The organism is Streptomyces sp. NPDC003016, from assembly GCF_053591455.1.
In genome coordinates this window covers 111,512-135,238 of sequence record NZ_JBSFTV010000022.1, presented here as the reverse complement: position 1 = coordinate 135,238, position 23,727 = coordinate 111,512, and the positions used below count along the sequence as shown (strand labels likewise).

Below are 23,727 nucleotides of genomic sequence, written 5' to 3'. Positions count from 1 at the left end.
TTGGTCTGCTTGTCGAAGATGCGGGGAGTGGACGCGACACGGAACTTCGCGACCGCCGCACCGGACGGGGTGAAGCGCAGCTCGGGGTCGTCGACCAGGTTGCCGACGACCGTGATGACGGTCTCGCCTGCCATGGGGGCCTTTCAAGGGAGAAGGGTGGCTGGCCCGCTTGTGCGGGCCGGCTGGGGGTGGTCAGGAGAAGAGGGACTTCCAGGTCAGTGGACCGGGCAGGCCGTCCGCGTCGCCCTTCAGTTCCTTGCGGGAGAGCTGGAAGTCTCGGACGTTCTTGCGGTCCGCGTCGCTCCACTTTGGTCCAGGGCCCATGGAGTAGTGCCTGCCGTAGCCCTTGCGGACGAGCTGCTGGCCGAGGAGCTTGATGTGCCCGTTGCTCTTGCCCGGCCCGAACTTGTCACGCCCGGGGAACGGGGGCAGGGGCTTCGGCTTCTGCATGCCGGGATTGCCGCTACTGCCGTCGGTGGAGCCGCCCTTGGCCTTCGCTTTCGCCAGGGTCAGGAGCTTGGTGAAGGGCAGGTCACCGGGGTCGCCGTGGTGGTTCTCCGGGACGTGTTGGTGCCCGCACCAGCCCTCGAAGGCGTTCCAGGCCGCGAAGCTCATACGCGCCGGGGAGTTGCCGTATGACGCGGGGGTGATGCCCGGTCGGCGGGCGTCCTTGCCGTACGCGAGCCACATGGACGGCCCCGTGAGCGGGATGCCGTTGTTCTTGTACTGCCACGCGAGGAAGGTGGCCAGGCCGTCGAGCGCCCAGTCCGGGGCGTCGGGCCAGTAGATGTAGTCGATCCCGGCCCTCGTGCCGTTCCAGGTCGTCTTGTGCCTGACGTCGCAGGTGCCGACGAGCTCGACCTGGATGACGTTGTTGGTGTTGGTCTCGACTCCGCCGGCGGCGTTGACCAGGGCGCGCGCGGAGCGGTTGAACGGGTAGTGCTGGTAGAACTCCAGCTTCTTCTTCGGGATGTTCGGCTTGATGGTGATGTTGGGCGCATCGGCCCCTCCCCGGTACGACGGCAGACTGGTGCCCTCGGTGGTGTGCAGGCACCCACAGTTCGGGTCCATCAGGTCACCGTCGTACTTCGAGGAGTAGTCGTACGCCCGGCTAACGCCCGGGTAGTAGTTGATGGTCATGGTGCTTCCTCCGGTGCTGGTGAGCGGGAGGAAGCACCGTGGAGGCCTGAACGGGTTAGCGTCCCGGCCTCATTCGACATCAGGCTCCTGGTCCTCATCCTTGCCGTCGGGCGGGTACTGGAGAGCGTGCAGGGTGACTTCGAGCCGGGTGGCGAGGTCGGCCGCGGGCCCGGTCTGCTCGACGGCCACAGGGCCACCGGCGGCGCCGGTGAGCTCCACTTCCAGGTGGTCTTCCTTGCCGTACTGCTTGCGGTGCTGCCGCTCCAGGTACCACGCGCCGGCGCGCCAGTCCGGCGGAGTCTTGTCGATGACCGTCTCCTCCAACACCTTCCCGGAGTGCGGATCGAACTTGCGGTGCGTCTCCTTGGTGATGATCCCGCCGCGGCTGGCCCGGCGGATGTCCAGGGCGGCCGAAAGTGCCGCGGCCGCACGCGCCCGCTCGACCTTCTCGAAGAAATCCACGAACACGTCAAGTTCGGGGTCCGGCTCCTGCCCGGCCGAGCGGTCCACGGCCTCGGTGCGGCCGTACGCCATCCACCGCAGGAACGTCGCCCGGGAAATCCCGGCGTTGACTGCGGCCAAGTCCACGGCGAGCCCGGCGCGGCTGGCTTCGATCAGGCGTGCCTCGACCTCAGGGGTGAGCAGCCGGGCGCGCGCCGGGGCGGCGGAGCGGCGGACTTTGCGGCGGGGCATGGCGCGGACCGTAGAGGAGCCGGGTCGCTAGCGTCCCGGGGAGAACAAGTGGCCGCAGGCCGGGCAGCACACGCCGGCGGAACGCTCGTTGTCGCCACTGTCGTCATACTCGTCGTCGAAGTCGTCGTCCGGCCGCTGTTCCTTCTCCGGGGCCTCTGTGCCGTCCGGGCCCTGAGGCAGGCCTTCGGGGTCGACCTGGCGCAACAGCTCTTCCATCTCGTCGTCGGAGATGCACAGCGAGTCGAAGAGCGCGGTGTCGGAGGTCGCCAGATCTTCCAGGATCTCGGCAAGCGGACCCGGGTCCCATCCGCCTGCCGCGCCGAGTCGGTTCAACAGGATCAGTACGGCGTGGGCCTGACGATCATTTTGGGAAGCCCAGCCGCGGGTGACGGGCACGAGCCATCCACCGTCGTCGTCCACCAAGAGGCCGTGGGGTATGGGTTCGCCGCGGGTCTGCATCTCGATGAGCGCCATGCGGCGACCGTGGCCGGCGATCACCAGGCCCGTGCGTTCGTCGACCACTGGCGTCTCGATGAACCCGTGGTCCTGGATCGACTGGATGATCCGCTCGATCTCGTGCTTTTTGGGGTTGACGGGGTCCGGGGGAAGGTCGGTGAGCGGGATGTAGGTGATGTAGCGGGGGGCTTCCAGAACGGTCACGGGCTGCTCCTGTCGCGCAGCCTGGGCCAGGGGGTGAGGAGCGGCCTGTGGGCCAGCGAGCCCGCGGACTTCTACCGCGGCGTCCCGGCTCGCTACCGGGACATGCCGTCATGGCCGGGCCTTCCGGCCGCTCCTCGGCCGGCGCTGTCCCCCATGTCCGGACGGGACAACACCGGGGCCAGAGTTGGACGTCGGCGGGTGCGCGTTCCGTCGGGCTCATCTCAGGCCGGGGCGGAACCTAGGCATCCGATTTGGCTTACGTCCCGGGCGCGGCGCCCACACCGGCACCCGACCTGGTGTACAGTTTTCGTGTGTGGCCGTACGAGCGAACAGCCACACCGGGTCTGCTGTAACGATTTCGGCCCTCACTCCGTCCATAGCGATGGAAGGCCACCGGCAACAGACCCAACGCTCCGAAGCCGGTACGAGCGAACCGGCAGACCAGAAAGGTTGCGACGCGATGTCCAACGAGAACGCCACCACCGTGGACCACGGTGACTTGGCGCTAAGAGCCGCCGTGGCCTACCAGGTGCTGGAGAAGGTCAAGGGCATCTGCCAGCCGGTCATCGACGCGAACGCCGACCACGTCAAGACGACGAAGGGGCTGCGCAGCACCACGGCTGAACTCCCGGAAGACGACGACGAACGCACGATGCCCCTCGTCGCGTTCTCCAAGAACTACCGCCAGCCGTACTTCTTCTTCAAGGACACTCCTGCGGACCGCAAGGCGTTCCTGGACTACGCGGATGAGCACGACGAGACCGTGTTCATCGTCCGGCCCGGGTTCGAGACGGCCATCCTCAGGTCCGTGATCTTCGACCCGGGTACAGGGAAGGTCGTTGACCGCTCGGGCGAGGAAGTCCCCGGTATCGGCTACGACAAGGGCGGCGAAGTCATCTCGGTCAGCCCCAAGTGGGCCAACGGCGGCAAGAAGCTTCTGAACGACCGGCTTTGGTTCCTCGACAAGATGCTGGAGAACCTGCCGACACTGACCGCCAGCGACTTCCTCGGCTTCCTTCCGGCTATCCCGCCTGGCACCTCCGAGGAAGCACAGGAGGCCGGCCAGTGAGCGTCCCCTCCTTCATGCTCCACACTCCGTGCTCAGAGGTCGACCCCGACGACATGTTCCCCAAGTCCTCCGACACCGCCGGGGTCAAGTTCGCCAAGGACACCTGCGCTCCCTGCCCGTTCCAAGCCGAGTGCCTGGAATGGGCCCTCGACCCCGCGAGCCGCTGTGTCTTCGGCGTCTTCGGTGCACTCACCGGAGACGAGCGCAAGGAAATGATCAAAGAGCGGAATCTCGGCAACGCCGTGCGCCCGGACTACGGCAAGCTCCCGCCGAAGTCGCAGCGCATACCCGCCGCCGCCTGACCTTTCCGCACGAACTGCCCGCCCCCGCCCCCACGCGGCGGGGGCTCCGGCATCTCCCGCAAGGAACCCTCGTGATCCCCAGCGACACCCGCCTGGCGCTGATCGACCATGCCACCGACATGCTCGGCGACCGTCTCAGTCCGGCGACCCTCAGCCTGTTCGTTCGGCACCTGCGCCGCATGGACATAGACCTGTACGACTGGCACCGCTGCGCCGACATCGCAGCGTCCGGCCCGCTGACCCACCACCAGGCCCGCACTGCCGCCGGTCAGCTCGTCCGCTGCGGCCTGCTGGAGCGCGACGTGGTCCAGCACCGCGTCCGCCGGCAGGACAGCCGCTACACCGTCTACCGCTTGCCTCCCGCCGCACCGGAAGGGGCAGTCAAGTGAGCACGCACGACCCGGACGACCTTGCGGAACAGTACGAGGTCGTGGCTGGCCGCAAGGCGCCGTACACCACGGTCCCGGACTGGATCACCCTGCACGACGACCTCGAACCTCAGGCCAAGGCTGTGTACAACGTGCTGGCGATGCACGTGAACGTGCAGAAGAACGACGGTGCGGCATGGCCCTCGCGCAAGATGATTGCCGAGATGCTCGGCTGGAGCCGCGAGCAGTCACCGGACAAGTACATCAATCAGCTCGAAGCTGCTGGCGCCATCGACAGCGAGCCTTTCACCCGGTCTAACGGAGCCAAGGGGAAGCGCTACTACGTGCACCAGACACCGCCTCCTGGTTTCACTGGGCCGCAGACGTTGAAGGAGTGGTACGAGCGGCGGCGCGCGGCACTCGCGGCAGCCAACTCGACACCGAAGCTCGGCCGGCCTCGCAAGTCGGTGGCCGCTGCCGCGGCCGAGGCGCCGAAGCCCGCGAAGAAGGCCCCGGCCAAGAAGGCCCCGGCCAAGAAGGCCCCGGCCAAGAAGGCCCCGGCCAAGAAGACCGTCGCGAAGAAGTCACCGGCCAAAGCAGAGAAGTCTGAGGCTGAGAAGGCGTTGAACGCCGAGGCGGACGACTTGGCGAAGATCTGGTGGGAGAGGGTCGGCCCCCGCATGGTCCAGGAGAAGAAGATGGGGCTCCTGCTGGGCGACTCCAGCAAGAAGTTCCTCAACGTCCGCGACCGCATCCGCGACGCGCTCAAAGCCGGGTACGACCGTCAGCAGATCGGCCGAGCCCTTGAGGAAGTAGCGAACTGGTCGCCCGCGGAATGGCAGCTCAACAAGGCCCTCGCCCACCAGGCCGGGGTTCAGGTGTCGCACAGCGGCCAGTCCGGCAGGCAGCCCATCTTCACGAATAGACAGTGGAAGGAAGAGGGACGGGACGCTGGCGCCACACCGGCCACGCCTGCCGCTCCGGACCTCGACGTGTTCGGCGTTCAGCCCGATGACGCTGTCGTCTGACCCCCAACCGTACGGAGAGAGGAGGACCAACGACATGTCCCTGTCCTTGCCCATGCCCGCCATGGCGGCCGATGGCGATCCCCTGGCGCCCGTCGGGGGCGCTATCGGAGTGGTCGCGCGCATCATGCGCCAACGCGGCTTGGACCCTGCGAATGCGCACTTGACTGAGGACCGGCCGGACGAAACAGAGGCGTACCAGCATCAGGTGAACCAGCAGGCGTGGCTCAACTCCCTCGCTCTGTCCGGTCACCCCGACTACAGCCGCTACACCCTGGACTCGCTGGACAAAGCGCAGTACCCGGAGCACTTCCGGAAGTACATCGGGCACCTCGCAGCGGCACGGCGGCACAACCGTGAGCAGAGGAGGGTTCCGGCCGAGGAGCGGCACATACTTCGGCCGAACATCCTGAACTTGATCGCGGCCGGAAACGTGGGGTCGGGAAAGACGGTGGCCGCCGCGGCGGCCGGGGCCTTCGCTGTCGAGTGCGGCATGATGGCCCGCTTCGTTTCCCACTCGAAGTACCTGGCGTGGCTCCAGCCGGACAACGCACCGCCGGGACTCACGAAGGTTCAGGTCCGCGAACGTTACGAGCGGTGCGACCTCCTGGTCGTGGACGATCTGTGCAACGAGATGGACGCGTACGCCACCACCCATGTACGCAGCCACACCTCGGATCTCATCACGACTCGGATCAACTCCGGCCGGGCGACGATCTTCACGACGAATCTGAACTTTGAGCAGGTGGCCATCGTCCTCGGAGAGCGCCTGGCGTCCCGGATCGGTAACCGGGCGTCAGTGCTGCGGATGACGGGGGAAGACCGAAGGAAGCCTCAAACCTGGTAGAAGTCCCCATTTCGACGGCATAACAAGAAACAGACCCTGATGAGGGGCCATAAGTGATCTAGGCTGTGCGGCGATCGGGCGTTCACGAGCGAGAGCGCCGGGCCGACGCTCCAGGAGGACATCACTGTGGCCCCATCTATCACTTCGGTGGCGAACACGCGCTTCGCCACCATGTCTGAGGCGGAGATCCGCGCCGCCGAACGCGTTCTCAAGGCCGGGACTTGGGCAATCACTGCCGGCGCCCTGCTGTTCAGCGTGCTGACCGTGACCCCTCTCGTCACGTCGGTCACCCCACCCGGCTGGGAATGGACCGCGCCCATCCTGCCGCTCGTCGTCGACGCCGCGGTGGTCATCGTGGTGCAGCTGGACTCCGTCATCTCCCGTCTGGGCGGAAAGGGCGGCCCGTGGCCGGCCATCCTGCGCTGGATGACTGGTGTGATGACCCTCGCTCTGAACGTCGGAAACTCCGCGCTGCACCAGGATTGGGTGGGCGTAGCTGTCCACTCTGTTGCTCCGCTGCTCCTGATCGTCACCGCCGAGGCCGGTCTCGCTTATCGCCGCGCCATCAACAACGCGCTCGCCCGTATCGCCCGCGAGCAGGCCGCGGCCGTCGAGCGCGACCGGGCCGAGCAGGAGGCCCGCGAGCAGCGCCGGCGTGAACAGCGCGCCCAGGAGAAAGCCGAGCAGGAGAAGGCCGAACGCGAGGCCCGCGAGCATGCGCTGCGCCAGGAACAGGAGCGTGCCGAGCGCGAGGAGGCCCGCCTTCGTGAGGAGCGCGAGCACGCTCTGGCACTGGAGCGGGAGCGCACCGAGCGGGAGGCCGCTGAGCGCCGCGATGAGGCAGAGCGCGAAGAGCGGGAGCGACAGCGCCAGGAACGGCAGGAGCAAGCCGCACGCGAGCACGCGTTGCGCGTGGAGCGGGAGCGGGCAGAGTGGGAGGCCGCCGAGCGACGCGAGCAGGCGGAGCGTGAAGAACGGGAACGCAAGGAGAAGGCCGTACAGGAGGAGCGGGAGCGGCGCGAGAAGGCCACACGGATGGCACAGGTCGCAGGAGTACCCGCCCCCAAGGCGCCTGCCAAGCAGCCGGTCAAGGCGGGGCCGCCCGCGCAGTTTGCCATCCAGAAGCAGACTTCCGTGGTCATAGTCGAGGAGTTCGCCGGCATGACGAAGGACGAAGCCGAGGCCGCACTGTTCAGGCTGTACAAGCAGGCCCGTGACGAGAACACCTATCCGAACTTGGACGACAATCCGCTCTTCCGGCCGGGCGCACCCTTCTGCGGCTCCATGCTCGGGAAGCGGCTCGGTCGCTCGGGTGCGGCGGGGCGCACCAACGTCAAGCCGAAGTTCGAGCGCTGGTACCACGACTCCCTCAAGCAGGAGACCGAGAAGAGCGAGGACGTGCGGGAGTTGGTCAGCGTCGGCTGACCGGCCCTCATCAAGGAATCGGCGGGCGTCTCGTATTCTCGGGGCGCCCGCCGCCGTACCCGCTCACCGAACGGACCATTGCCATGGACCTCTCTCAGCAGGCTGCCGAAGCCCGGCTCATCGCATCCGGGCACGCGCGAGAGGTGGCGGACTTCGCCCGCGGCATCGTCGGGGACGCCTCCAGCGACGCAACGCCGGCCGAACGCATCCGAGCGGCCCGACGGCTACGGCTGCTGAGTCTCCAGGTCCTCAACTGGACCATCCGCGCGGAGGTGCTGCGCGGTACGCCCTGGCCGGAGCTTGCCACCGCCCTCGACCGTGACGAGGAGTCACTGCGCACGCAGTTCGAGGCGGGCACCCACCAGTGGGCCGAGCGTCACGCCAATGATCCCGAGCGGGCGGAACAGAGCGCGGCGGCAGCCGAGGCCCTGGACGACTGGTACCGGCGCCACACCGAAGAGCTTCTCGACCCGGACCAACTCACCCCGGTTTCAGGGCTTTTCCCGTCTTCGCAAGAGTGACCATAGTGTTAAACTGTGAACCAGCGCTGAAGGAGATATAAAGCCTCCTGGCAACGCACCATGCCCTGGCACGAGCGAGCTGGGGCAACAACGCTCCGAAAACCAGGAAGGCACCTATCGTGGCCGGACGTGTCGCCCCCGAGCGGCAGAGAACCACCAACAAGCCCAACGGCTCCCCCTCATGGCCCATGCTCCTCCTTGCCGGGACGGAGAAGTCCGGCAAGAGCTACGAGGCTGCGAAGTTCTCCGGAAGTGATCTCGTCGGACGAACCTTCTGGATCGAGGTCGGCGAGGGCGAGGGCCACCACTACGGTGCGGTCCCCGGGGCCCGGTACGAACTGGTGCGCCACGATGGCACCTACCGCGATATCCTCGACGCCGTCCGTTGGGCGGCATGGCAGCCGCGCGGAGAGGACGGCAAGCCCAACGCCATCGTCCTGGACTCTGTGAGCATTCTGTGGGAACTCCTCGGCGACGAGCAGGCAGTCATCGCACGCCGCCGCGCAGCGGAGCGGGCCGCCAGACAGAAGAATCCCGCCCCGCCGGACCCCACCGACTACACCATCACCACCGATCAGTGGAACGTGGCCAAGCGCCGATGGGCCCTGGTCATCGACGCGCTGCGGCACCACGACGGACCCGTCATCCTGTGCGCCCGCATGGACGAAGTCACAGTGTTCGACGCCGCCGGCCAGCCAACGAAGGACCGCACCTGGAAGATTCAGGCTGAGAAGAAACTCGGCTTCGAAGTGACCGGCACCATCCAGCTCCGCGGCTACCGCCGGGCGTTCATGACCGGCATGCGGAGCCTGCGCCTGAACATCCCACCTGACCAGATCGTCCCCTACCCGGGATTCTCCCTGGACAAGCTGATGCGCGACCTGGGCCTGCACGAACTCGAAACGACCCCCCGGACGTACGTCGCGCCGCAACCGGAGGCGTACATTGAGGAGTACGACGCGGAAGCCGTCCGGCTCGCCGACCAGAGCAATCGATCGCGCGACACCAGACGGCAGGCAGCCCAGGGGCAGCTCCCGGACGATGATGAGGTCGCCGAAGCCATCAGATCCGCCTTCGAGGGCGACGGAGATAAGCACCAAGCCCTGGTCCGGGTCCGAGCCCACTACGGCGCGACTGTCCTGGCGCAGCTCGTCGTGACTACACCGTGGGGTCAGATGGATGCGAACTCAGCGATCAACACCGCGCTTTTGAACCTCGCACCGCAGGGACCACTGCCAGGTTCCACCCCTCGGCCTCCCTCCGAAGCAACACCGGAGGCGCAGACGGGCCGGCGGGTGCCACCCGTGCCCGAAGCGGCCGAGGTCGAACAGCGTTTGGCCGATGCGCTGGGCGACCCCGAGAACACCGTCGCCAAACTCAATACGCTTCGCTCCCACTACGGCCCCGGGCCGCTCGGACAGATCATCGTTCGCACCGAGTGGGGAGAGATCGATGCGAACTCCGCGATCACCACGGCGCTCATGAGCCACACCGAGCGGCACCAGGCGCCGCCCCCTGCCCCCCAGCAGGCGACCGAGCCCGCGCCCACCCGGACAGTGGCACGGCCCAGCCGTACATCGATGAGCGTTGAGGAGCGAGCACAAGCGAACATGAACGCTGAGGTGGAGTTCCAGGGGCAGATGCTCGGCTTTGGGACGACCCTGGAGTTCGTCGCCGATCTGCTCCCCGAGGGCGCGAGCAGCATCGACGACATCCAAGGCGGCTCACGCCTCCAAGACCACATCCGCAAGCACCGGCCGGAAGTGATCCGCGTCATGAAGGAGCGGAACATGATCCGGGCCATCGAGGAGTACAGCAAGCTCGGCGACCGTGTTCCCGCGAGGAACATCACGAAGTTCATCGACGGGCTGCTCAAGGTCTAGAGCCGGTGGCATGACGTGGCGTGCCGAACCCCTGAGGCATGTGAACACTGCTTCGGGGTTCGGCGATGGTCGGACGGTGCGTCACGTCACGTCACGTCGTTGCGGGCTGGGTTCGCCGACCAGGAACCACAGGAGCGGTGCGGGTGCGGGGGTGCGGGTACGGCGGGGGTGCGGGTGCGGGTGCGGGGGCGGGGGTGCGGGTACGGGGGTGCGGGTACGGGGGTGCGGGTACGGCGGGTACGGCAGGGGTGCACAGGTGCGCTTGTTCCCCAGGGGAACACCCCAGGGTGCGGAGTTCTCATGGCTCGCTCGTCCCAGACCTCGTACGCGGTGGAGAAGCGCAGATGGCCATGGGTCTGTCCTCTGGCCTCAGCGAACGCCGGCGTACCCCCGTACCCGTACGGCGTACCCCCGTACGGATCTCACGACGAGGCGAACCCCGGACCCCGAACACGCACCCCGCCGCCCAGCGGCCGGCGTACCTCCCTCGGCACGCGTACCCCCGGTTCACAGCGGCGCACCCCGTACCTCGGGGCGGGGTACGGGGTGCGGGGTACGCGTGAAAAGGCGGAGGGCGCACCCCTAGGGGTGCGCCCTCCGCCGGGAGTGCTGGGACTACTCCGCAGTTTCCCGCGCGGCGGCCTTCGCAGCGGCTTTGGCCTTCTTCCGCTCAGCGGCTTCGGCTGCCGCTCGATCCTTGTCCGCCTGCTCCTCTTCCCTGAGCAGTTCCAGGAAGCGCACCGGGTTCTCGTCTGCGAGGCGTCGCCGTGCCCGCCCGCGAGGGTTGGGGTCCGGCAAGAAGAAGCCACGGCGCGCAGCATCACCTGCGAGAACCAGGTGGAGGAACTGCCGCTCTTTATCAGCCCGCGACCGCAAGGCGCTCACACGATTGCGACGCAGGACCTGGCTCTCTGAATCAGGAGTGGGGAGGTACTTGTCTAGGTCCCGGCTGATCTTTTCGATGAGACGGAGGGCCCGACGAGCCATGCGAGGCGAGCGGATGGCACACGCCTGGAGCTCGTAGTCCTCAGGACGCGTCTTTCGTGTTCCGGCGAGCACGAACGCGGCCAGCGCTTCCGTGAACTCCTCGGTGTCCATCGACTGGTACAAGTCGATCTGGTTGGAGACCTCATCTGGGCGGGGCTCCATCCAGCGGCGGGGGGCCGGCTCTTCCTCGTCGTCAGGCACGGGGTTCTGCTGGGTTGCCGCCATGCAGGCTGGCCCTCCTTGGAGTCGCTCGTGGCCGGCCAGCGCCGACGGGTACGCAGTGCGAGGTGGCCGCCCTGCGACCGATCCCCCCGTGTGCCGGATCGTCCCGAGAGCGATCAGTCCCCGGCCCCTGGGCCCTCATCGGGCGCAGTTCTTGGCGCTCTTCCTCGCAGCTTGCTCCAGGCTCAACCAGAGAGACCAGAACCACGAGGCGCAGCCTTTGACGGTGGGATCGGCGGCACGACGGCCACCTCAGATGCGGATGATACCCGTGCGCCCCTGCCAGGGCCGCACGCTGCGGCTTTATCCGGCCGTTGAGAGCGTTTTGGGACTCGTCACGGACTCGATGACCGGGGCGATCCGGCTCGGCTTCCAGATCAGGTCGTAGGCGCTCTGGGACGCGGCCAGGACGGCGATGATGGTGGCGAGCGTCGGAAGACCGTGCTGGAACTGCTCCAAGCCGCCCACGGACACGACAGTGAGGACGCCGGCGACGAGGGCCGTGACGACGGCGACGATCTTCTTCGCCCTGACGGACCACTGCGGACGCTGGAGAACCGCAGTGAGCAATGGAAGCACGGAGCCAACGGCGGAGCCGGTAGCGAGCGAGTCGAGAGTGGCAGACATGCTGAGATCCCGTCTGTTGGGGAATGAGACGGGTCAGAGCGTGCGGCTCCTTCAGCTCTTGTGTCTCGGCGCGCCGAAGGTGATCAACGCATGTCCTCGGCGAGGTCGGCGGCGATCTCCTCGGGGGGCTCGGGCGCGGGCCGCCCGAGGACCTTGGTGACCAGGCCGCGCAGATCGCGGATGTAGTCGAGGGCCGCGGCCTTCCACCGGCGGTCCTTGCGCTGCTCCTCCTGAAGCTGGCGAACCTCTCGGGTCAGCTCCAACTGGCCCGACTCCAGGAGGTTGACCCGCTCGAAAGTCTGCGCGTGCATCGTGCGCTCCTGCTCCAGGAGCACCCGTTGCTGGTCGAACATTCCTCGCTGCTGGTCCAGCAGCGAGGAGAAGCCGGAGGTGACCGTCTTCATCGCCTCTACGTACGTCTGTCCCTCGGCGGCCTGCGCCGAAGCGGCGGCCTGCATGGAAGCGACGCGTTCGTCGGTGTCGCCGCGCCGCTTGACCTGCCGGTAGCTGAACCAGGCGCCGGTGGCGACGCCGAGCGCGCCGAAGACGGGGGCCACGGCCGGCGCCAGGGAAGTGAGCCAGTCCACGACGGCGCCCTTCTCGTAACGGATATGGGTGCGCGGGAGCCGGGGCCCGAAAGCCCGCGGCTCCCCGCAGTTCGTACGCTGCACCACCGCGCGTGCTTACGTCCTCGCGTGCGGTTCGTCAGCCGGCGGTTCCCGAGTTCGCCGACGGGCTGACGCCGGCGACCGCGTTCCACCCCAGCCGGATCGCGGCGAGAAGCTGCTCGTCCGTGATGGCGGCGGCCATCGCTACGGGGTCGGTGGACCCCGAGCTCGCGGCAGCCATGAGGAGGTCCGGGGACACGACCAGGGCGACCATCATGGACGCGGCCTGTGCCTCGGCCGGAGACAGGACGGTCTTGGCCAGGTTCCAGCGCAGCGGGTAGCCGGGCACGGCGGAGGACTCGCGGAACACTTCCTGGGCGATAAAGGCGATGGCCATGCGGACGCGTGGCAGTAAAGACGCCTCGTTGGCGAGGTCGGATATCACGTTCAGTGGCAGGGGAAGCGGCATGGCAGGGGTCCTCACCGGGTGTAGGTGACTTTGAGTTTCGGGGGGTTGGTCTGGCCGTAGCCGCGGGCACGGCCGTAGTACGTCGTCGAGGTCGAGTTCGGGTCCAGCGCGATCCCGCGCCACCGGGTGCTGTCGAACACGCTCGTAATATCAACCCATTTGCCCTCATTGCGGGACCAGGAGACCGTCTTGGCCTCGGCATCTGAGGAGAACGTCGACGGCCGGGAGGTGTGGGAGTGTGCCTTGATGACGGCCTTGCCGCCGGCGTTGGCGTGCCAGTGATCGAAGTACAGGTACACCTCCGCTTTCTGGATCACGGCGCCGAACAGGTCGGTCCCCAGCGCTGACGAGAACCCGATCAGCGAGGCCTGCGTGCCGTTCGTCGACGAGTAGTAGCCCTGGTAGCAGGAGCTGCCGTAGAACGAGCTGTACGAGCCACGGTTCGCGTAGGAGCCGGACCAGGTGGCGGCGTAGGTTTTGGTGTACCGCGTGGGTGGCTGCGTCACCGTGCCGCCGCCGTCGTTGTAGCCACCGGTCTCCGGCACGTACGGGCCGACGTCCTCGATGTAGAAAACGCCGTGCGACGTCGAGTCTCCGTACATGTCGCACGTCTGTCCGGCCGGGCCGAGGTCATTGGCGAAGGTGACCAAGTACCGGTGCTTTCCGCCCCCGAGGTTGATCCCAGCAGCAACGTGTTCCATCCGGCACGTGAAGCTGTTGCCGAACGGCATGGGGGTGACGTCCACGTACCGCTGCGGAGAGTTGATCGTGGGCGTGCCCGTGCCTCCGTCACGCAGGCGCACCCGCAGCTCTCCACCCTCCGCGGACGGGTTGGCGCGGGCGCAGAAAACGAACCGGTACATCCGCGTGGTGTCGATCTCGCAGGTGAGTTCCACGAACCCCATCTCGGAGGCGGACGCGGTGCGGGTGCTCACCTGGTAGTCGATGGCCTGGATGCCGCGCGGCAGGGCGTTCAGGTGCTCCAGCAGGTCAGTTCCGGCGATGGACAAGGTGTCGGCGACGGCCAGGCGCTGGAAGCCGGCCGCTCCGTCCTGGTCGATGGTGGCGACGGGCAGACCGTCCGAGCTGAGGGTGACGTAGTTGGGGCGGCCGGTCATCAGGGCGACCGCTTCGTCTCCCGCGTCGTCGAACAGCTGGAGGCCCTGCGGGCTGATCTCGGCGCGGGCGCCGGCGACGCCGGAGGCCAGGACGATGCGGCACGTCGCGTTGTCGTAGTCGACGGTGCCCGCGGTGGAGTCGACGGTGGAGCAGGCGACCCGCAGCTGGGTGGTCCCGGTGGGGGCCGTCGCGGCAGGCGTACCGGAAAGGCGCTGCCACGAGCCCTTTACGGTGTTGCTGCCGGTGGTGATGGTGCTGTACCCGAGGATGGCGCCCGCCGTATCGAGCCACTGGGCGTAGAAGCTGACCCGGGCGCCCGCCCAGTCCGCGGACGCCAGGTAGTCGATGGCGAGCCACACCTTCTGTCCCGGCACGGCGGGAAGCGTGGCCAGAGTCATGGAACGGGTCACTGCCGTGGGGTTGGCGGCGTTGACCCGCAGCGCCCGCGCGGTGCCGTTGCCGTTGGTGATCGACCAGTAGGTGCTGCCCGCCGCGCGCTGGTCGCTGAGGGCTCCCTCGAAGGATGGGTCGGCGATGACGTTGCCGTCGGTGCCGACCGCGAGACGGTCTGCGGTCAGTGACCCGGCCTTGATGTGGGTGGCATCCAGGGTGCCGACCTGCATGTGCCCGCCGGTCAGGGTCTGGACCTTGACCTCCCGCCCGGTGATCACCGCCGCGTCGATCTTCCCGGCGACGACGGAGTTGGCGGCCAGAAGGTTCGCGCCGATCGTCTCGGCCACCAGCTTGGAGCCCGGTACGGAGGCGTCCTTGAGCCACTCGGCGAGATTCAGCAGCTCGGACAGGTCGGGGCCGTTGACCATTTTGGGAGTGCCGGCCACCGGGGCGGAGGCTGCGCCGAGGACTTCGGCCGCGTTCACGCCGACCAGGCGTACGTACACCGTGGCGTACGTCTCGGTGGCGACGGTGACGGTGGCGCCCGCGGGGTTGCTGATCGTCGCGGCGATCGTCAGGGGTGAGGGGGTGAAGTCGGCGCTGGCGCCGATGTGGACCTGGACCCGGGTGAAGTCCAGCGGGGTGAATTCGGCGTCCGCCCACGCCCCGTCCCAGGTGACGAGGAGACCGGCCAGGACGGGGGCGACGACCGGTTCGGTGGGGGCCGGGGGCGGCGGTGCGTTGTGGTGGACGACGCCCACGGTGCCGTCCTCCTGCACACCGATCGTGGTCCGCAGGTCGCCGTCGTTGTCGTACACCTCCAGGGTGTCGCCCTCTATGGAGGCGCCGACGAGCTGGTTCGTACGCTCCAGCGCGCCGAGGCGGGTTTCGAGGTCGTGGATGCGCAGCGCGAACGCGCGCGCGTTCTCCCGCTCGTCGAGGCGGAAATTGCTCATGTCTCGCCGCCCCTTCAGCCGTAGTAGTCGCTGCGGGTGAGGGACAGGATGGCGGTGCCGGCCGCGGGGTCGATCTCCTGGGCGGTGATGCGGTGCCACACCGCGATCTCGCCGACCCACGGCACGTCTACCTGCACGAGGATGCGGTCCCCCAGGGCCCACGATCCGAGGGGTGCGTTGGGGTGGTGGCAGATCGCGATCGACGGCACGGTCAGCATCTCGTTGTGCCGCTTCTGCTCGCTCTTGCCGTACGAGGTCAGCGTCTTGAGGTTCGCGGTGGACTTGCGGGTGATCACCCGGGCCCGGCGCAGCCGCTTGTCGGCCGAGGCGACCCGCACCCGCGGGGTCTTTTTGCCCGAGCCCTTGCCCAGGACGTAGATGTCGTTGGCGTAGGCGTCGCCCATCCCCTGCGGGGTCGCGACTTCGACGATGTTCTCGCCCTGCGCGAAGCGCAGATCAGAGCGGTGGCGGCCGAGCCGGCGCCGGCCCAGGTGCAGCCGGTGCTTCATCCTCTCCTTGGAGCCGTCCCAGGAGTGGGACTCGGCGTAGTCGGCGTGCGCCAGGCGCATCACCTCATCGATCGTCGCCCCGCAGTCAGGGTTGTCCCACCACAACAGCTCCCACGGGTCCTTGCCGGAGGCGGAGCCCAGCTTGTGCCCGGAGTCGTGGCCGTCCACGACCAGGCCCAGATCGCCGTAGCGGTACCACTGGACGTGCTTCCAGACCTCGCGGACGACGTCGTACGCGTCCCACTGCCGGCTGATCTTGTCCTTGGGACGCGGCGGCATCTTGCGCCGGGGCCGGGTGTGGTCGATGTACCCGTCGTGGTTCTTGTCCTTGCCCTCGAAGCTGTATTTCTGCTTGACGGGGTAGCCGGACTGGATGACGGGCCCCAGGTAGGGGATGCCGTGCGGGTAGGACGTGAAGCCCGCGCAGTCGACGCGCAGCGCCTGGCCCTCGTACCGCATCTTCCTGACCAGCCCGCCCCAGCGGATACGGCCCTCGTACTCCGCGTAAAGGGTGGTGGCCCACTCGGCGAGGACCGGCAACCCGTCCGGCTTCGCGTTCAGCCGCGCATACTCGGGGCTGATCGTGCCGCTGAGCGAGCCGGGCCCGCTCAGCTCGCTGCGCGGCACACTCGAGGCGACGAGCGGCACGTCCCAGTCGAGGAAATCCCCGGTCGTCGTGCGCTGCGCTATGTACCGCCATCCCATCAGGGCACCGCCGGGAGCTGCGCGGGGATGACGGGCAGCTGCGAGAACGTGATCTCGACGCTGAGGGCCGTGCCGGTGTCGGCCTGGAGCAGCCCGGTGGAGGTGGCGCGGCCGATGCCCTGGACGGCGACCGGTACGCTGCGGCCGCGGTCGGCCGGATCAAGGACGAAACTGTGACCGGCCTGAAGCGCGACGCGGCCGGCCGCGGTGACCTGGTACGCCATCCCTGCGCCGCTCTGCTCACCGGCGACGACACGCAGCTGCCCGCGGGCCTCGACCGCAGAGGGGTGCAGGATTCCGGTGGCCAGGGCGTGGATGTGAAGGTGGGTGGCCCACTCGGGGACCTGCTGCTGCCAGCGGGCACCGAGCGGAAAATCCTCCCAGACGTCGGTGACCGCACCCAGGTCGTCGGGGGTGGCCCACACCGAGTGCAGGTACTGGCGCGTGGTCTGCGCCCGCGGCCGCGCGAGCTGCCGCAGGTCGGTGACCATTTCCTGGGTGACCGCGGAGGTGTTCTCCGGCAGGTCGATCCGGGCCAGGGTGACCGCGGTCGAGTCCGGGTCGACCTCAAGAATGCTGCGGGTGCCGGGCGTCACATCGCTGATGACCCGGGTGAAAACGTACGGGCCGATCGTCGGGTCGGCCGGCTCGGGCCACAGCTCCCCGCCGTACGGGTCCTCGATCCGGGCGACCACCAGGTCCGAGCGCGGCCCGTCCGCGCCCGTCGGCGCGATATCCACCTGCTCGCCCACCGGCATCCGCGCCGCGTACGCCTGCGAAGCGGCGCCCGGAGCCCGCCGGCGGGCGACCATCGCGCCCGGCCCCAGCTGCACCGCATCGGCCGGAGCGTCAAGCGCGGTGACCACAAGGTCCGCCGGGCCGATGATGCCCTCACCGCCGCCCGCAGCCACCTCAGCGAGCAGCCGCACCGTTTCCTCGGAGGCCGCCGTGCCCTCTACGAACCAGGGAATTCCATCCCACGCCATTACCCACGTCCCTCTGCTGTACGTCCTCGAACCGGACGCGCAGACACTGGACGGACAGGACGGCTTATGTCGCGGCCTCACCAGTAGGCGTGAGCGTTCCGCCACTTGATCTCAACCCGCGGCCCATTCGGCGACTTGTCCGACGGCAGCACCGCGTAGTTCAACTTCGCAAGGTGAAAGCCCGGGTGCAGCATCATCTCCGCGAGCCGCGGGCTGGAGCGCGTCAGCTTGTCCGCGACCGAGGAGCCCGTGCTGCGCAGCACGGTGCGCTTCCACGGGCGGGAGTCGATGGTGACGTGCTGGCCGTTGGGGATGTCCGTGTTCAGCTGCACGGCCCACAGGTCGCTGATGGTGACCTTCAAGTTGCGCCCGGGGCCATGCAGCACGATCACCGGATACGTCTCCACCCGGCCGCGGACGTGCAAGCTGGTGGTCCGCTTCTCCTCCCACCCCCACGCAGCGTCCCCGCCGTAGTCCCCGGGCCGTCCCGGTCGAGAAGGCCGCGGCATGACGAGGTGGCGCCCGTGCAGCTCCTCCGTCTGCTCCTCGGCGTCGTAGAAACGGTCGTCGACCGACTCGAAGTCACAGAGCACTGGGGTGTACCCCTGGTCCGAGAAGCGCGAGTGAACCACGTCGAAATTCCGCGGCCGCCCGTAGAGCTGGCGAATCCGGCCGGCCTTCTTGTGACGCAGCCACGCCGCGGCGCCGGACCGGGAGCGCACGGAGTCCCCGCGCCACGCCTGGCGCAAGATGCCCACGCCTTCGGCGTTCCACATGGCCCGCCGCTCCGGTGTCGCCGGCCCGGCCAGCCACTGCGAGGTGCCCTGACCGATCGGGTACCGGCCACCGCCGCTCGGGAAAACGAAGTGGAACCCGTCCGTAGGGGCGTCGACGGTGTCGACGCCGAGCTGGAACGTCACCGTGGTGCCGCGCTGGTAGTCCCGGCCCATCCGTACGCCGTTCTCGCCCGGCAGATTCGCATCCGCCGTGTCCGGCTCGGCGTACTTGATGCCCGGCTCCTCCAGGCAGTAGATGCCGCTGCTGGTGCGGCCGAACGTCAGCTCACACGCGGGCAGGGCGCCGCGCGCCGAGTACCCCAGGTACCACTCGCCGTCACGCATAGGTGCCTCCCATCTGGATTCGTTGCAGTTCGTACATCGCGTCGTCGAGGGCGTTGCGGACCGTGCCGACGGCGCCGACGTGAATGTTGAGGTCGCCGCCGACCAGCGCGCTGTTCCCCTGGGGAACGCTGGCGCGGGGAGCCGCCGCCCGGCCGGCGCGCGAGGTGCGGTGCAGCGACTCCGCAGCCGATGACGGCGGCTGGTTGACGCCGCCGTCTGCGAAGTACACGACCTTGCCGCCGAAGATTTCCGCGACACGGTCGAGGATCGCCTTGCTGCGGGTCCGCTTGGATTGGGCCAAAGGGAGGTATGCCTCCCCGTGAGTCTCCGGCTCATTCCATATGCGCACGTCACCGGGCTTGCCGATCTGTGCGATGTGTTTCTCCGTGCCGTTCGCGAACGCCTTCACACGGTTTGCCGCGCGGTGGATGCCGCCCTCAGCGAATTTCCAGATGCCGCCGTCGGCGTACGGGAGTTGCCGCCCGTAGGAGCCCGGCTTGCCGACGCTCGTGTAGTTCGTGACGACCGTGTTGGTGATCGTTCGCCCCTCCAGGGCCCTGATCCTCTGGGCCAGGGCCTCTACTGACGCCACCGCGCTGCCTGTGGGTGCCGTGATCACCACATTCTTGCCCTTGGTGTCCCGGATTCTGACCCCAAGATCGGACAGCAGCTTGGTGGCCTCCCCGGTGAGCGCCTTCATGGTGAACGGCTTGTCCTTGAAGGAGGCGACCTTGGCGCTCACGGCTTTCAGGTCGGCCTGTGCCTCCGCGGTGAGGGCCGAGACCTCCACGTCCTTGTTCGTTGGCATGTTGTTGGCGGTGTCGACGAACGAGGCGAGCTTGCCCTTCGCTTCCTCGGTCTTCGCGACGACCTGGAACCGGCCGTCCTTGAGCTGTGTCACCTTGAAACCGAGATCGGTGAGCTTCTGTTTCGCGTCTTGGTCCAGGACGCTCACCTTGACCGTCGTGGCATCCGGGTTCTTCAGGCTCTGGAACTGCGTACGCACACCCTGAAGCTGGGCGGCTATCTCGCCCTGGCCGTCCAGCTTCAGACTGGTGACGATGGTGTCAGGGATGAGACCCATCTGGTCGGCGATCACCGCCGCGTCCTTTGCGCCCACCCCGAGCGTGCCCAGCGTGCTGATCAACTGCTCCCGTGCACCTGCGGCTTCACGGCGGGCCGCGGCGAGTTGCTCGACGAGCGGCTTGCCGGCCGCCGACGCCTTGTCGAACGCCGCGGTGACCTTCCCCAGCGCCTCGTCGGCGAGACCCGACGACAGCCGGTAGAGGTCCTGGCCGAGCTGATTCGTGGTGTTCAGGGCCCCGTCCTTGACGACGTCCTTGCCCTTGGCCGCACCCTCGTTCTGCTTGGCGTACTCCCGCATCTCCAGCAGCTTCGCGTTCAGGCGCTGCGTCGCTTCCTCGTACGAGCGGGTCTTGCCGGAGAGGGCTTCGATCATGTCCTTGAGGGCCGAAGTGCGGGACTCCGCGTCGCCGGTCGTGTCCGCGAGGCGCTGCGCGGCCTCCCGTACCCGGTCGTAGGCGCTGGTGCCCCGGTTCGCGAAGTCCTCCTGGAGCTGACCGGTCGACTCCAGTTCCTTGCGGGCGTCCTTGATGCTGACGCCGTGCTTCTTGAGCGCGTCGGCGGCCTTGAGAGCGGCCACGCCCTGGTCAGTCATGACCCTCACGTGGGCTCTGCCGCGCTCCTCGTAGTGCCAGGTCCCTTCCGCGGTAGCGCGCAGCTTCTGCTCCAGGGTGCCCAGATCGCTGCCCTGGCCGAGGATCGCCGCCGTCAGGTCCTTCGTGCTGACTTCGGCTTTCAGCGCGCTTCGGCCCCACTCGGTTTCGGTGGCGAGCTTGCGGGCCTGCGCGACCACGTTGTCGTCGATCGCCCCGTTCGAGGAGCGCAGCGCGTCAGCGAGGGTGGTGATCTGTGTCCGGTGGTCGGCTGCGGCCTGTGCCGCATCCTGCTGCCGCTGGGCGAAGTACATCAACGCGATGGAACCGGCAGCAAGGGCGAGCCCAAGAGGCCCGCCGACCACACCCAGCACTCCGGACAGGCCCCGCGACATCACCGTGCTCGCGGCCGTCGCCCCACGCGCGGCGCCGGCTATGCCGCCGGTCTGCTGAGCTACGCGCTGGTAGACGAGCCCGGCGCGCGTCCAAGCACCGGTCACCGCCTGGATGCGGCCCGGAGCGCTGGCGAGGACGGTGCTGGTACGGCCGACAGCCGCACCGAGTCCTCCCATCAGAGCGCTGACGCCGCGCAGTACCTTCAGCGCGATGATCGCCCCCAGGAGGAGGCCGAGCGCTGTCCCCAGGAACGGGACCGCTTCCATCGCCGAGTTGACCGACACCGCGAAGGCCGCGAATGCCTGGACCACGACGCCAAGTCCGAGGCCGGCCGCCGACAGCTTCTCGAAGATGCTCGCAAGAGATGCGACAAGGGAAATCAGTTGAGGCCCCACAGCCCGCCCGAGCTGGTCGAGGAAGCTGCCCACCGCGGGCATGAGCTCGTAGCGGATCTGTTGGACGAGGCGGACCAGGCCGTCGTCCGTCGCCATCTTGGCCAGGCCCTTGCCGAGATCACCGAGGAGCCCGATCGTCTCCCGGTACACCGGCAGCGACTGGTCGAAGAACGACTTCATGCGCTGCTGGCCCTGCGCCGAATTCGCCCAGGCGTTGAAATACGTCATCTGGAACTCAAGTCCCTTGAGCAGCGAGTTCCCCGACTCGCTCGCGGCCCGCCCGACCCCGGCCAGACCGTGGCCGAGATCCACGGTGGTGCGCAGGAGCTGCTTGCTCTTGTCGATCGACCGCTGGAGGAACCGGTCGAGGGAACCGTCGGCCCGGTTGGATTCGGTAGAGGCCCGCAGCCACTTGGTCCAGCCTTCGGTCAGCAAGGCAACCCGCTCAACCGCAGGGCCCGACGCGACGAGGAAGTCACCGACCGCATGCCCGACGTTCTTCAGGCCGCCCACCAGCGAACTGGTGACCTTGCCGCTGGATGCCGCGACCTGGTCGAAGTCCTTGGCGAAAGACTTCGTCTGGGCGCCCTTGGACATCTGCCGGAACAGGTTCCCGACCTGGTTCGCGGAGGAGCCGAGAGCCACCTCCAGCCGCGGCAGCACCGCATCCGAGAGCGGCTTGACCTGGTCCTCGATCTGCGAGAAGACCTGCTCCTGAACGGAGCGGCGCATCGCCTTCCACTCGCCGCTGACACCGGAGATCGCTTTGGCCGTCTCGCGCGCCGACTTCGACAAGCCCTTCATCGACTGGTCGAGAGCCTGCTGCTGCGCCTCGGTGAGCTTTTCCCCCGCGGCGAGCTGCGCCTGCGCCTTGAGCGTCTGCTTCAGGGCCTCGCCGAAGCCGCCGAACGCCACCGAAGCGCTGATCGCCGCGAGCCCGGCCGCGGCGATCAGGCCAGGGAGCGTACCGACGATGCCCACCGCCGGCGCCGCCGCGGACCCGAGCGCGGTCAGCCCGGCGCCGAGCTGACCGATCCACGCGACCGCCGGCTGGGCGAGCGACACGATGGCGCCAAGGAGCAGCCCGCGCATCCGTCCACGGCGACCACCCGGCATCTTGAAGCTGACCGGCACCTGCACCGGCGACTGGTCGGCTTCGCCCTGCGCGCCTTGGAGCAGTGAGCGGATACGCCCCAGGAGCCCGCCACGGCTGCCCCCGGTGGCGCCACCATCGTCGGCCCGTACGGGCACGGTGACACCGGCCTGGGAAAGCTGACGGGCCACGTCGTTCAGCTCGCCCCGCAGCCGGGACTGGTCGACCGTGACCTTGATCTTCGCGCTGACGCCCTCGGACGCCTTCTTGACCGCTTTCTCCAGCCGCTCGCGCAGGCCGTCGTCGTCGACCTTGACCTGGACCTTGGCCGCCAGGCCCTCGGCGGCGGTCTCGACCTTCGTCCGCAACTCCCGGGCGAAACCGTCGAGGGCAGCGACGACCGTGACCTCAAGGCGGCCGGCCTGCAATCCCTCAGTCACCGCTACGCACCATGCCTCTCCGGGCAGCGGCCGCCAGCATCTTGCGGTGGCCGCTCATCGACGGGGATGCCTGCTGCGCCTGTTCGCTGTTCCCCTGGGGAACAGCGGCGGCCCGGTCGTACGGGCGGTTGACCGTGCGCGGCTCTTCGCGGCGCCGGTCGGCAGCAAGCAGGGAGACTTCCTCGATGAGCTGCGCCAGGAGTTCGTTGTGGACCGTCCAGCCGCCCACGGCCGACGACTTCAGGCGGGACTCCTCGGGCAGACCTTCGAGGAGGACGCTCAAGCGACGGAGTCCGATGAATCCGGGCTGGTCTGGGCGGAGCCAGACTCCTCGTGCGTCGAGGTGGTGGAATCGGGAGAGGTCGGATTCGATGTCTCCCCCTCGCTCTCGGAGGAGCCACCCAGTCCGAAGAGTTTTCCCAGGTCGATCCCGTACACCCTGCTCACGCGCTTGGTCATGCGCACGTAGTCGCCGATCGAGGGGTGCAACGACAGGTACCTCTCGAATGCCTCCTCGCCGAGCAGGATCAGGTAGGTGTCCTTGACCGCTTCGAGGAACTTCTTGGGCAGCCTCGGGCGCTTGAAGAGCAGCTCGATCACGTCTCCGACGGCGCTGCCACCCTGGGCCTTGGCGAGGTCACCGAGCAGGCCAACGAGGTCCAGGTCGTCGCTGAGGAGAGGGTCGAGCGCGTCGGCCGGAAGTTCGGCCGGGAAATGGAAGCCGTGCCCGCGGATCAAGAGGTTGAAGCCGTCGGGGTACTGCACCTCGCGGCGCTCGGCGTCCAGGTCGATGTCGTACTGCATGGGGAGTCCTCCCGGTGGGTGACAAGGCACCGGGAAGGTAGAGAGGCCGGTCGGTTTGCGTCTCGGGCTCGGCGCGTGCATCGCACCGCCGGGTTTTTCTATCAACCTTGATAGAGATGATCCGGCGGTACGAGTGTTCCCCTGGGGAACACCCCGTGGGGTGTTCCCTGCATGCGGCAGCAGACCCGGCGAGTCTGACAGCTAATCTCTACCCCGTCCGTATCTCCCACCTATCTGAGAGACATCTGTGGCAGCAAATCTGCGAAGGGCCAAGAAGCAAGCAGCGAA

At 68.0% G+C, this 23,727-nt stretch carries 23 protein-coding genes; 8 read left to right on the top strand and 15 right to left on the bottom strand.

The genetic code is table 11. The features are described 5' to 3' along the window. The 4 genes from ACWDZ4_RS20720 to ACWDZ4_RS20705 form a co-directional block, all read right to left on the bottom strand. Positions 1–134, bottom strand: a 134-nt coding sequence (locus ACWDZ4_RS20720) for a single-stranded DNA-binding protein (protein ID WP_451509871.1), incomplete at its 3' end; no start/stop codon positions are given. A gap of 58 nt (positions 135–192) precedes the next feature. Then, complete coding sequence (locus tag ACWDZ4_RS20715; RefSeq protein ID WP_451509869.1) at positions 193–1,140, bottom strand: peptidoglycan-binding protein; 948 nt, start codon at positions 1,138–1,140, stop codon at positions 193–195. Positions 1,141–1,209: 69 nt separating this feature from the next. Further along, positions 1,210–1,833 carry a hypothetical protein gene (locus ACWDZ4_RS20710; RefSeq protein WP_451509868.1) on the bottom strand — a complete coding sequence of 208 codons (624 nt, stop codon included), beginning with the start codon at positions 1,831–1,833 and terminating at the stop codon, positions 1,210–1,212. Positions 1,834–1,860: 27 nt separating this feature from the next. After that, positions 1,861–2,493: a ParB N-terminal domain-containing protein gene (locus ACWDZ4_RS20705; protein ID WP_451509867.1), complete on the bottom strand. Its 633-nt coding sequence runs from the start codon at positions 2,491–2,493 to the stop codon at positions 1,861–1,863. A gap of 460 nt (positions 2,494–2,953) precedes the next feature. On the opposite strand from ACWDZ4_RS20705, the gene ACWDZ4_RS20700 reads away from it, so the two are divergent. The 8 genes from ACWDZ4_RS20700 (at position 2,954) to ACWDZ4_RS20665 (ending at position 9,933) form a co-directional block, all read left to right on the top strand. After that, on the top strand, positions 2,954–3,562 hold the full coding sequence (locus tag ACWDZ4_RS20700) for a hypothetical protein (RefSeq protein WP_451509866.1): 609 nt from the start codon (positions 2,954–2,956) through the stop codon (positions 3,560–3,562). After that, entirely contained in the window at positions 3,559–3,864 is a 306-nt protein-coding gene (locus ACWDZ4_RS20695; RefSeq protein WP_451509865.1) for a WhiB family transcriptional regulator, read from the top strand. Before ACWDZ4_RS20700 ends, ACWDZ4_RS20695 begins: the two co-directional genes overlap by 4 nt. A gap of 71 nt (positions 3,865–3,935) precedes the next feature. Further along, positions 3,936–4,253 (top strand): hypothetical protein, encoded by a 318-nt coding sequence (locus ACWDZ4_RS20690; RefSeq protein WP_451509864.1) that lies wholly within the window; start codon positions 3,936–3,938, stop codon positions 4,251–4,253. Further along, a complete protein-coding gene (locus tag ACWDZ4_RS20685) occupies positions 4,250–5,260 on the top strand; it encodes a hypothetical protein (RefSeq protein WP_451509863.1) in 1,011 nt (336 codons plus the stop codon). Before ACWDZ4_RS20690 ends, ACWDZ4_RS20685 begins: the two co-directional genes overlap by 4 nt. Before the next feature lie 205 nt (positions 5,261–5,465). Next, entirely contained in the window at positions 5,466–6,104 is a 639-nt protein-coding gene (locus tag ACWDZ4_RS20680; protein WP_451509862.1) for an ATP-binding protein, read from the top strand. A 126-nt stretch (positions 6,105–6,230) separates the two neighbouring features. Beyond that, positions 6,231–7,529 (top strand): hypothetical protein, encoded by a 1,299-nt coding sequence (locus ACWDZ4_RS20675; protein ID WP_451509861.1) that lies wholly within the window; start codon positions 6,231–6,233, stop codon positions 7,527–7,529. 83 nt (positions 7,530–7,612) lie between these two features. Then, positions 7,613–8,050, top strand: coding sequence for a hypothetical protein (locus ACWDZ4_RS20670; RefSeq protein ID WP_451509860.1), 438 nt, complete (start codon positions 7,613–7,615; stop codon positions 8,048–8,050). 119 nt (positions 8,051–8,169) lie between these two features. Further along, on the top strand, positions 8,170–9,933 hold the full coding sequence (locus tag ACWDZ4_RS20665; RefSeq protein WP_451509859.1) for a hypothetical protein: 1,764 nt from the start codon (positions 8,170–8,172) through the stop codon (positions 9,931–9,933). Between the two features lie 615 nt (positions 9,934–10,548). On the opposite strand, the gene ACWDZ4_RS20660 is transcribed toward ACWDZ4_RS20665, so the two are convergent. The 11 genes from ACWDZ4_RS20660 to ACWDZ4_RS20610 all read right to left on the bottom strand — a co-directional run bounded on the left by ACWDZ4_RS20660 (position 10,549) and on the right by ACWDZ4_RS20610 (position 23,439). After that, positions 10,549–11,145 carry a hypothetical protein gene (locus ACWDZ4_RS20660; RefSeq protein WP_451509858.1) on the bottom strand — a complete coding sequence of 199 codons (597 nt, stop codon included), beginning with the start codon at positions 11,143–11,145 and terminating at the stop codon, positions 10,549–10,551. Between the two features lie 300 nt (positions 11,146–11,445). After that, positions 11,446–11,721, bottom strand: a complete 276-nt coding sequence (locus ACWDZ4_RS20655; protein ID WP_451509870.1) for a hypothetical protein — start codon at positions 11,719–11,721, stop codon at positions 11,446–11,448. 131 nt (positions 11,722–11,852) lie between these two features. Further along, positions 11,853–12,443 carry a hypothetical protein gene (locus ACWDZ4_RS20650; RefSeq protein WP_451509857.1) on the bottom strand — a complete coding sequence of 197 codons (591 nt, stop codon included), beginning with the start codon at positions 12,441–12,443 and terminating at the stop codon, positions 11,853–11,855. A gap of 31 nt (positions 12,444–12,474) precedes the next feature. Continuing rightward, a complete protein-coding gene (locus ACWDZ4_RS20645; protein ID WP_451509856.1) occupies positions 12,475–12,846 on the bottom strand; it encodes a hypothetical protein in 372 nt (123 codons plus the stop codon). A gap of 11 nt (positions 12,847–12,857) precedes the next feature. Further along, positions 12,858–15,314 carry a hypothetical protein gene (locus ACWDZ4_RS20640; RefSeq protein ID WP_451509855.1) on the bottom strand — a complete coding sequence of 819 codons (2,457 nt, stop codon included), beginning with the start codon at positions 15,312–15,314 and terminating at the stop codon, positions 12,858–12,860. Between the two features lie 14 nt (positions 15,315–15,328). Beyond that, positions 15,329–16,528, bottom strand: a complete 1,200-nt coding sequence (locus ACWDZ4_RS20635; RefSeq protein WP_451509854.1) for a hypothetical protein — start codon at positions 16,526–16,528, stop codon at positions 15,329–15,331. Next, on the bottom strand, positions 16,528–17,514 hold the full coding sequence (locus ACWDZ4_RS20630; RefSeq protein WP_451509853.1) for a hypothetical protein: 987 nt from the start codon (positions 17,512–17,514) through the stop codon (positions 16,528–16,530). Before ACWDZ4_RS20630 ends, ACWDZ4_RS20635 begins: the two co-directional genes overlap by 1 nt. Before the next feature lie 77 nt (positions 17,515–17,591). After that, positions 17,592–18,635, bottom strand: coding sequence for a hypothetical protein (locus tag ACWDZ4_RS20625; protein ID WP_451509852.1), 1,044 nt, complete (start codon positions 18,633–18,635; stop codon positions 17,592–17,594). Further along, complete coding sequence (locus tag ACWDZ4_RS20620; protein ID WP_451509851.1) at positions 18,628–22,635, bottom strand: hypothetical protein; 4,008 nt, start codon at positions 22,633–22,635, stop codon at positions 18,628–18,630. The genes ACWDZ4_RS20625 and ACWDZ4_RS20620 overlap by 8 nt, the downstream gene beginning before the upstream one ends. Beyond that, entirely contained in the window at positions 22,628–22,918 is a 291-nt protein-coding gene (locus ACWDZ4_RS20615; protein WP_451509850.1) for a hypothetical protein, read from the bottom strand. Before ACWDZ4_RS20615 ends, ACWDZ4_RS20620 begins: the two co-directional genes overlap by 8 nt. Beyond that, on the bottom strand, positions 22,915–23,439 hold the full coding sequence (locus ACWDZ4_RS20610; RefSeq protein ID WP_451509849.1) for a hypothetical protein: 525 nt from the start codon (positions 23,437–23,439) through the stop codon (positions 22,915–22,917). The genes ACWDZ4_RS20615 and ACWDZ4_RS20610 overlap by 4 nt, the downstream gene beginning before the upstream one ends. Positions 23,440–23,727: the final 288 nt, after the last annotated feature.

Bases quoted from the DNA above. Each gene is read 5' to 3' on its own strand.
- ACWDZ4_RS20715 (WP_451509869.1), bottom strand. From the start codon at position 1,140: ATGACCATCAACTACTACCCGGGCGTTAGCCGGGCGTACGACTACTCC.
- ACWDZ4_RS20710 (WP_451509868.1), bottom strand. From the start codon at position 1,833: ATGCCCCGCCGCAAAGTCCGCCGCTCCGCCGCCCCGGCGCGCGCCCGG.
- ACWDZ4_RS20700 (WP_451509866.1), top strand. From the start codon at position 2,954: ATGTCCAACGAGAACGCCACCACCGTGGACCACGGTGACTTGGCGCTA.
- ACWDZ4_RS20670 (WP_451509860.1), top strand. From the start codon at position 7,613: ATGGACCTCTCTCAGCAGGCTGCCGAAGCCCGGCTCATCGCATCCGGG.
- ACWDZ4_RS20660 (WP_451509858.1), bottom strand. From the start codon at position 11,145: ATGGCGGCAACCCAGCAGAACCCCGTGCCTGACGACGAGGAAGAGCCG.
- ACWDZ4_RS20645 (WP_451509856.1), bottom strand. From the start codon at position 12,846: ATGCCGCTTCCCCTGCCACTGAACGTGATATCCGACCTCGCCAACGAG.
- ACWDZ4_RS20640 (WP_451509855.1), bottom strand. From the start codon at position 15,314: ATGAGCAATTTCCGCCTCGACGAGCGGGAGAACGCGCGCGCGTTCGCG.
- ACWDZ4_RS20635 (WP_451509854.1), bottom strand. From the start codon at position 16,528: ATGGGATGGCGGTACATAGCGCAGCGCACGACGACCGGGGATTTCCTC.
- ACWDZ4_RS20630 (WP_451509853.1), bottom strand. From the start codon at position 17,514: ATGGCGTGGGATGGAATTCCCTGGTTCGTAGAGGGCACGGCGGCCTCC.
- ACWDZ4_RS20625 (WP_451509852.1), bottom strand. From the start codon at position 18,635: ATGCGTGACGGCGAGTGGTACCTGGGGTACTCGGCGCGCGGCGCCCTG.
- ACWDZ4_RS20610 (WP_451509849.1), bottom strand. From the start codon at position 23,439: ATGCAGTACGACATCGACCTGGACGCCGAGCGCCGCGAGGTGCAGTAC.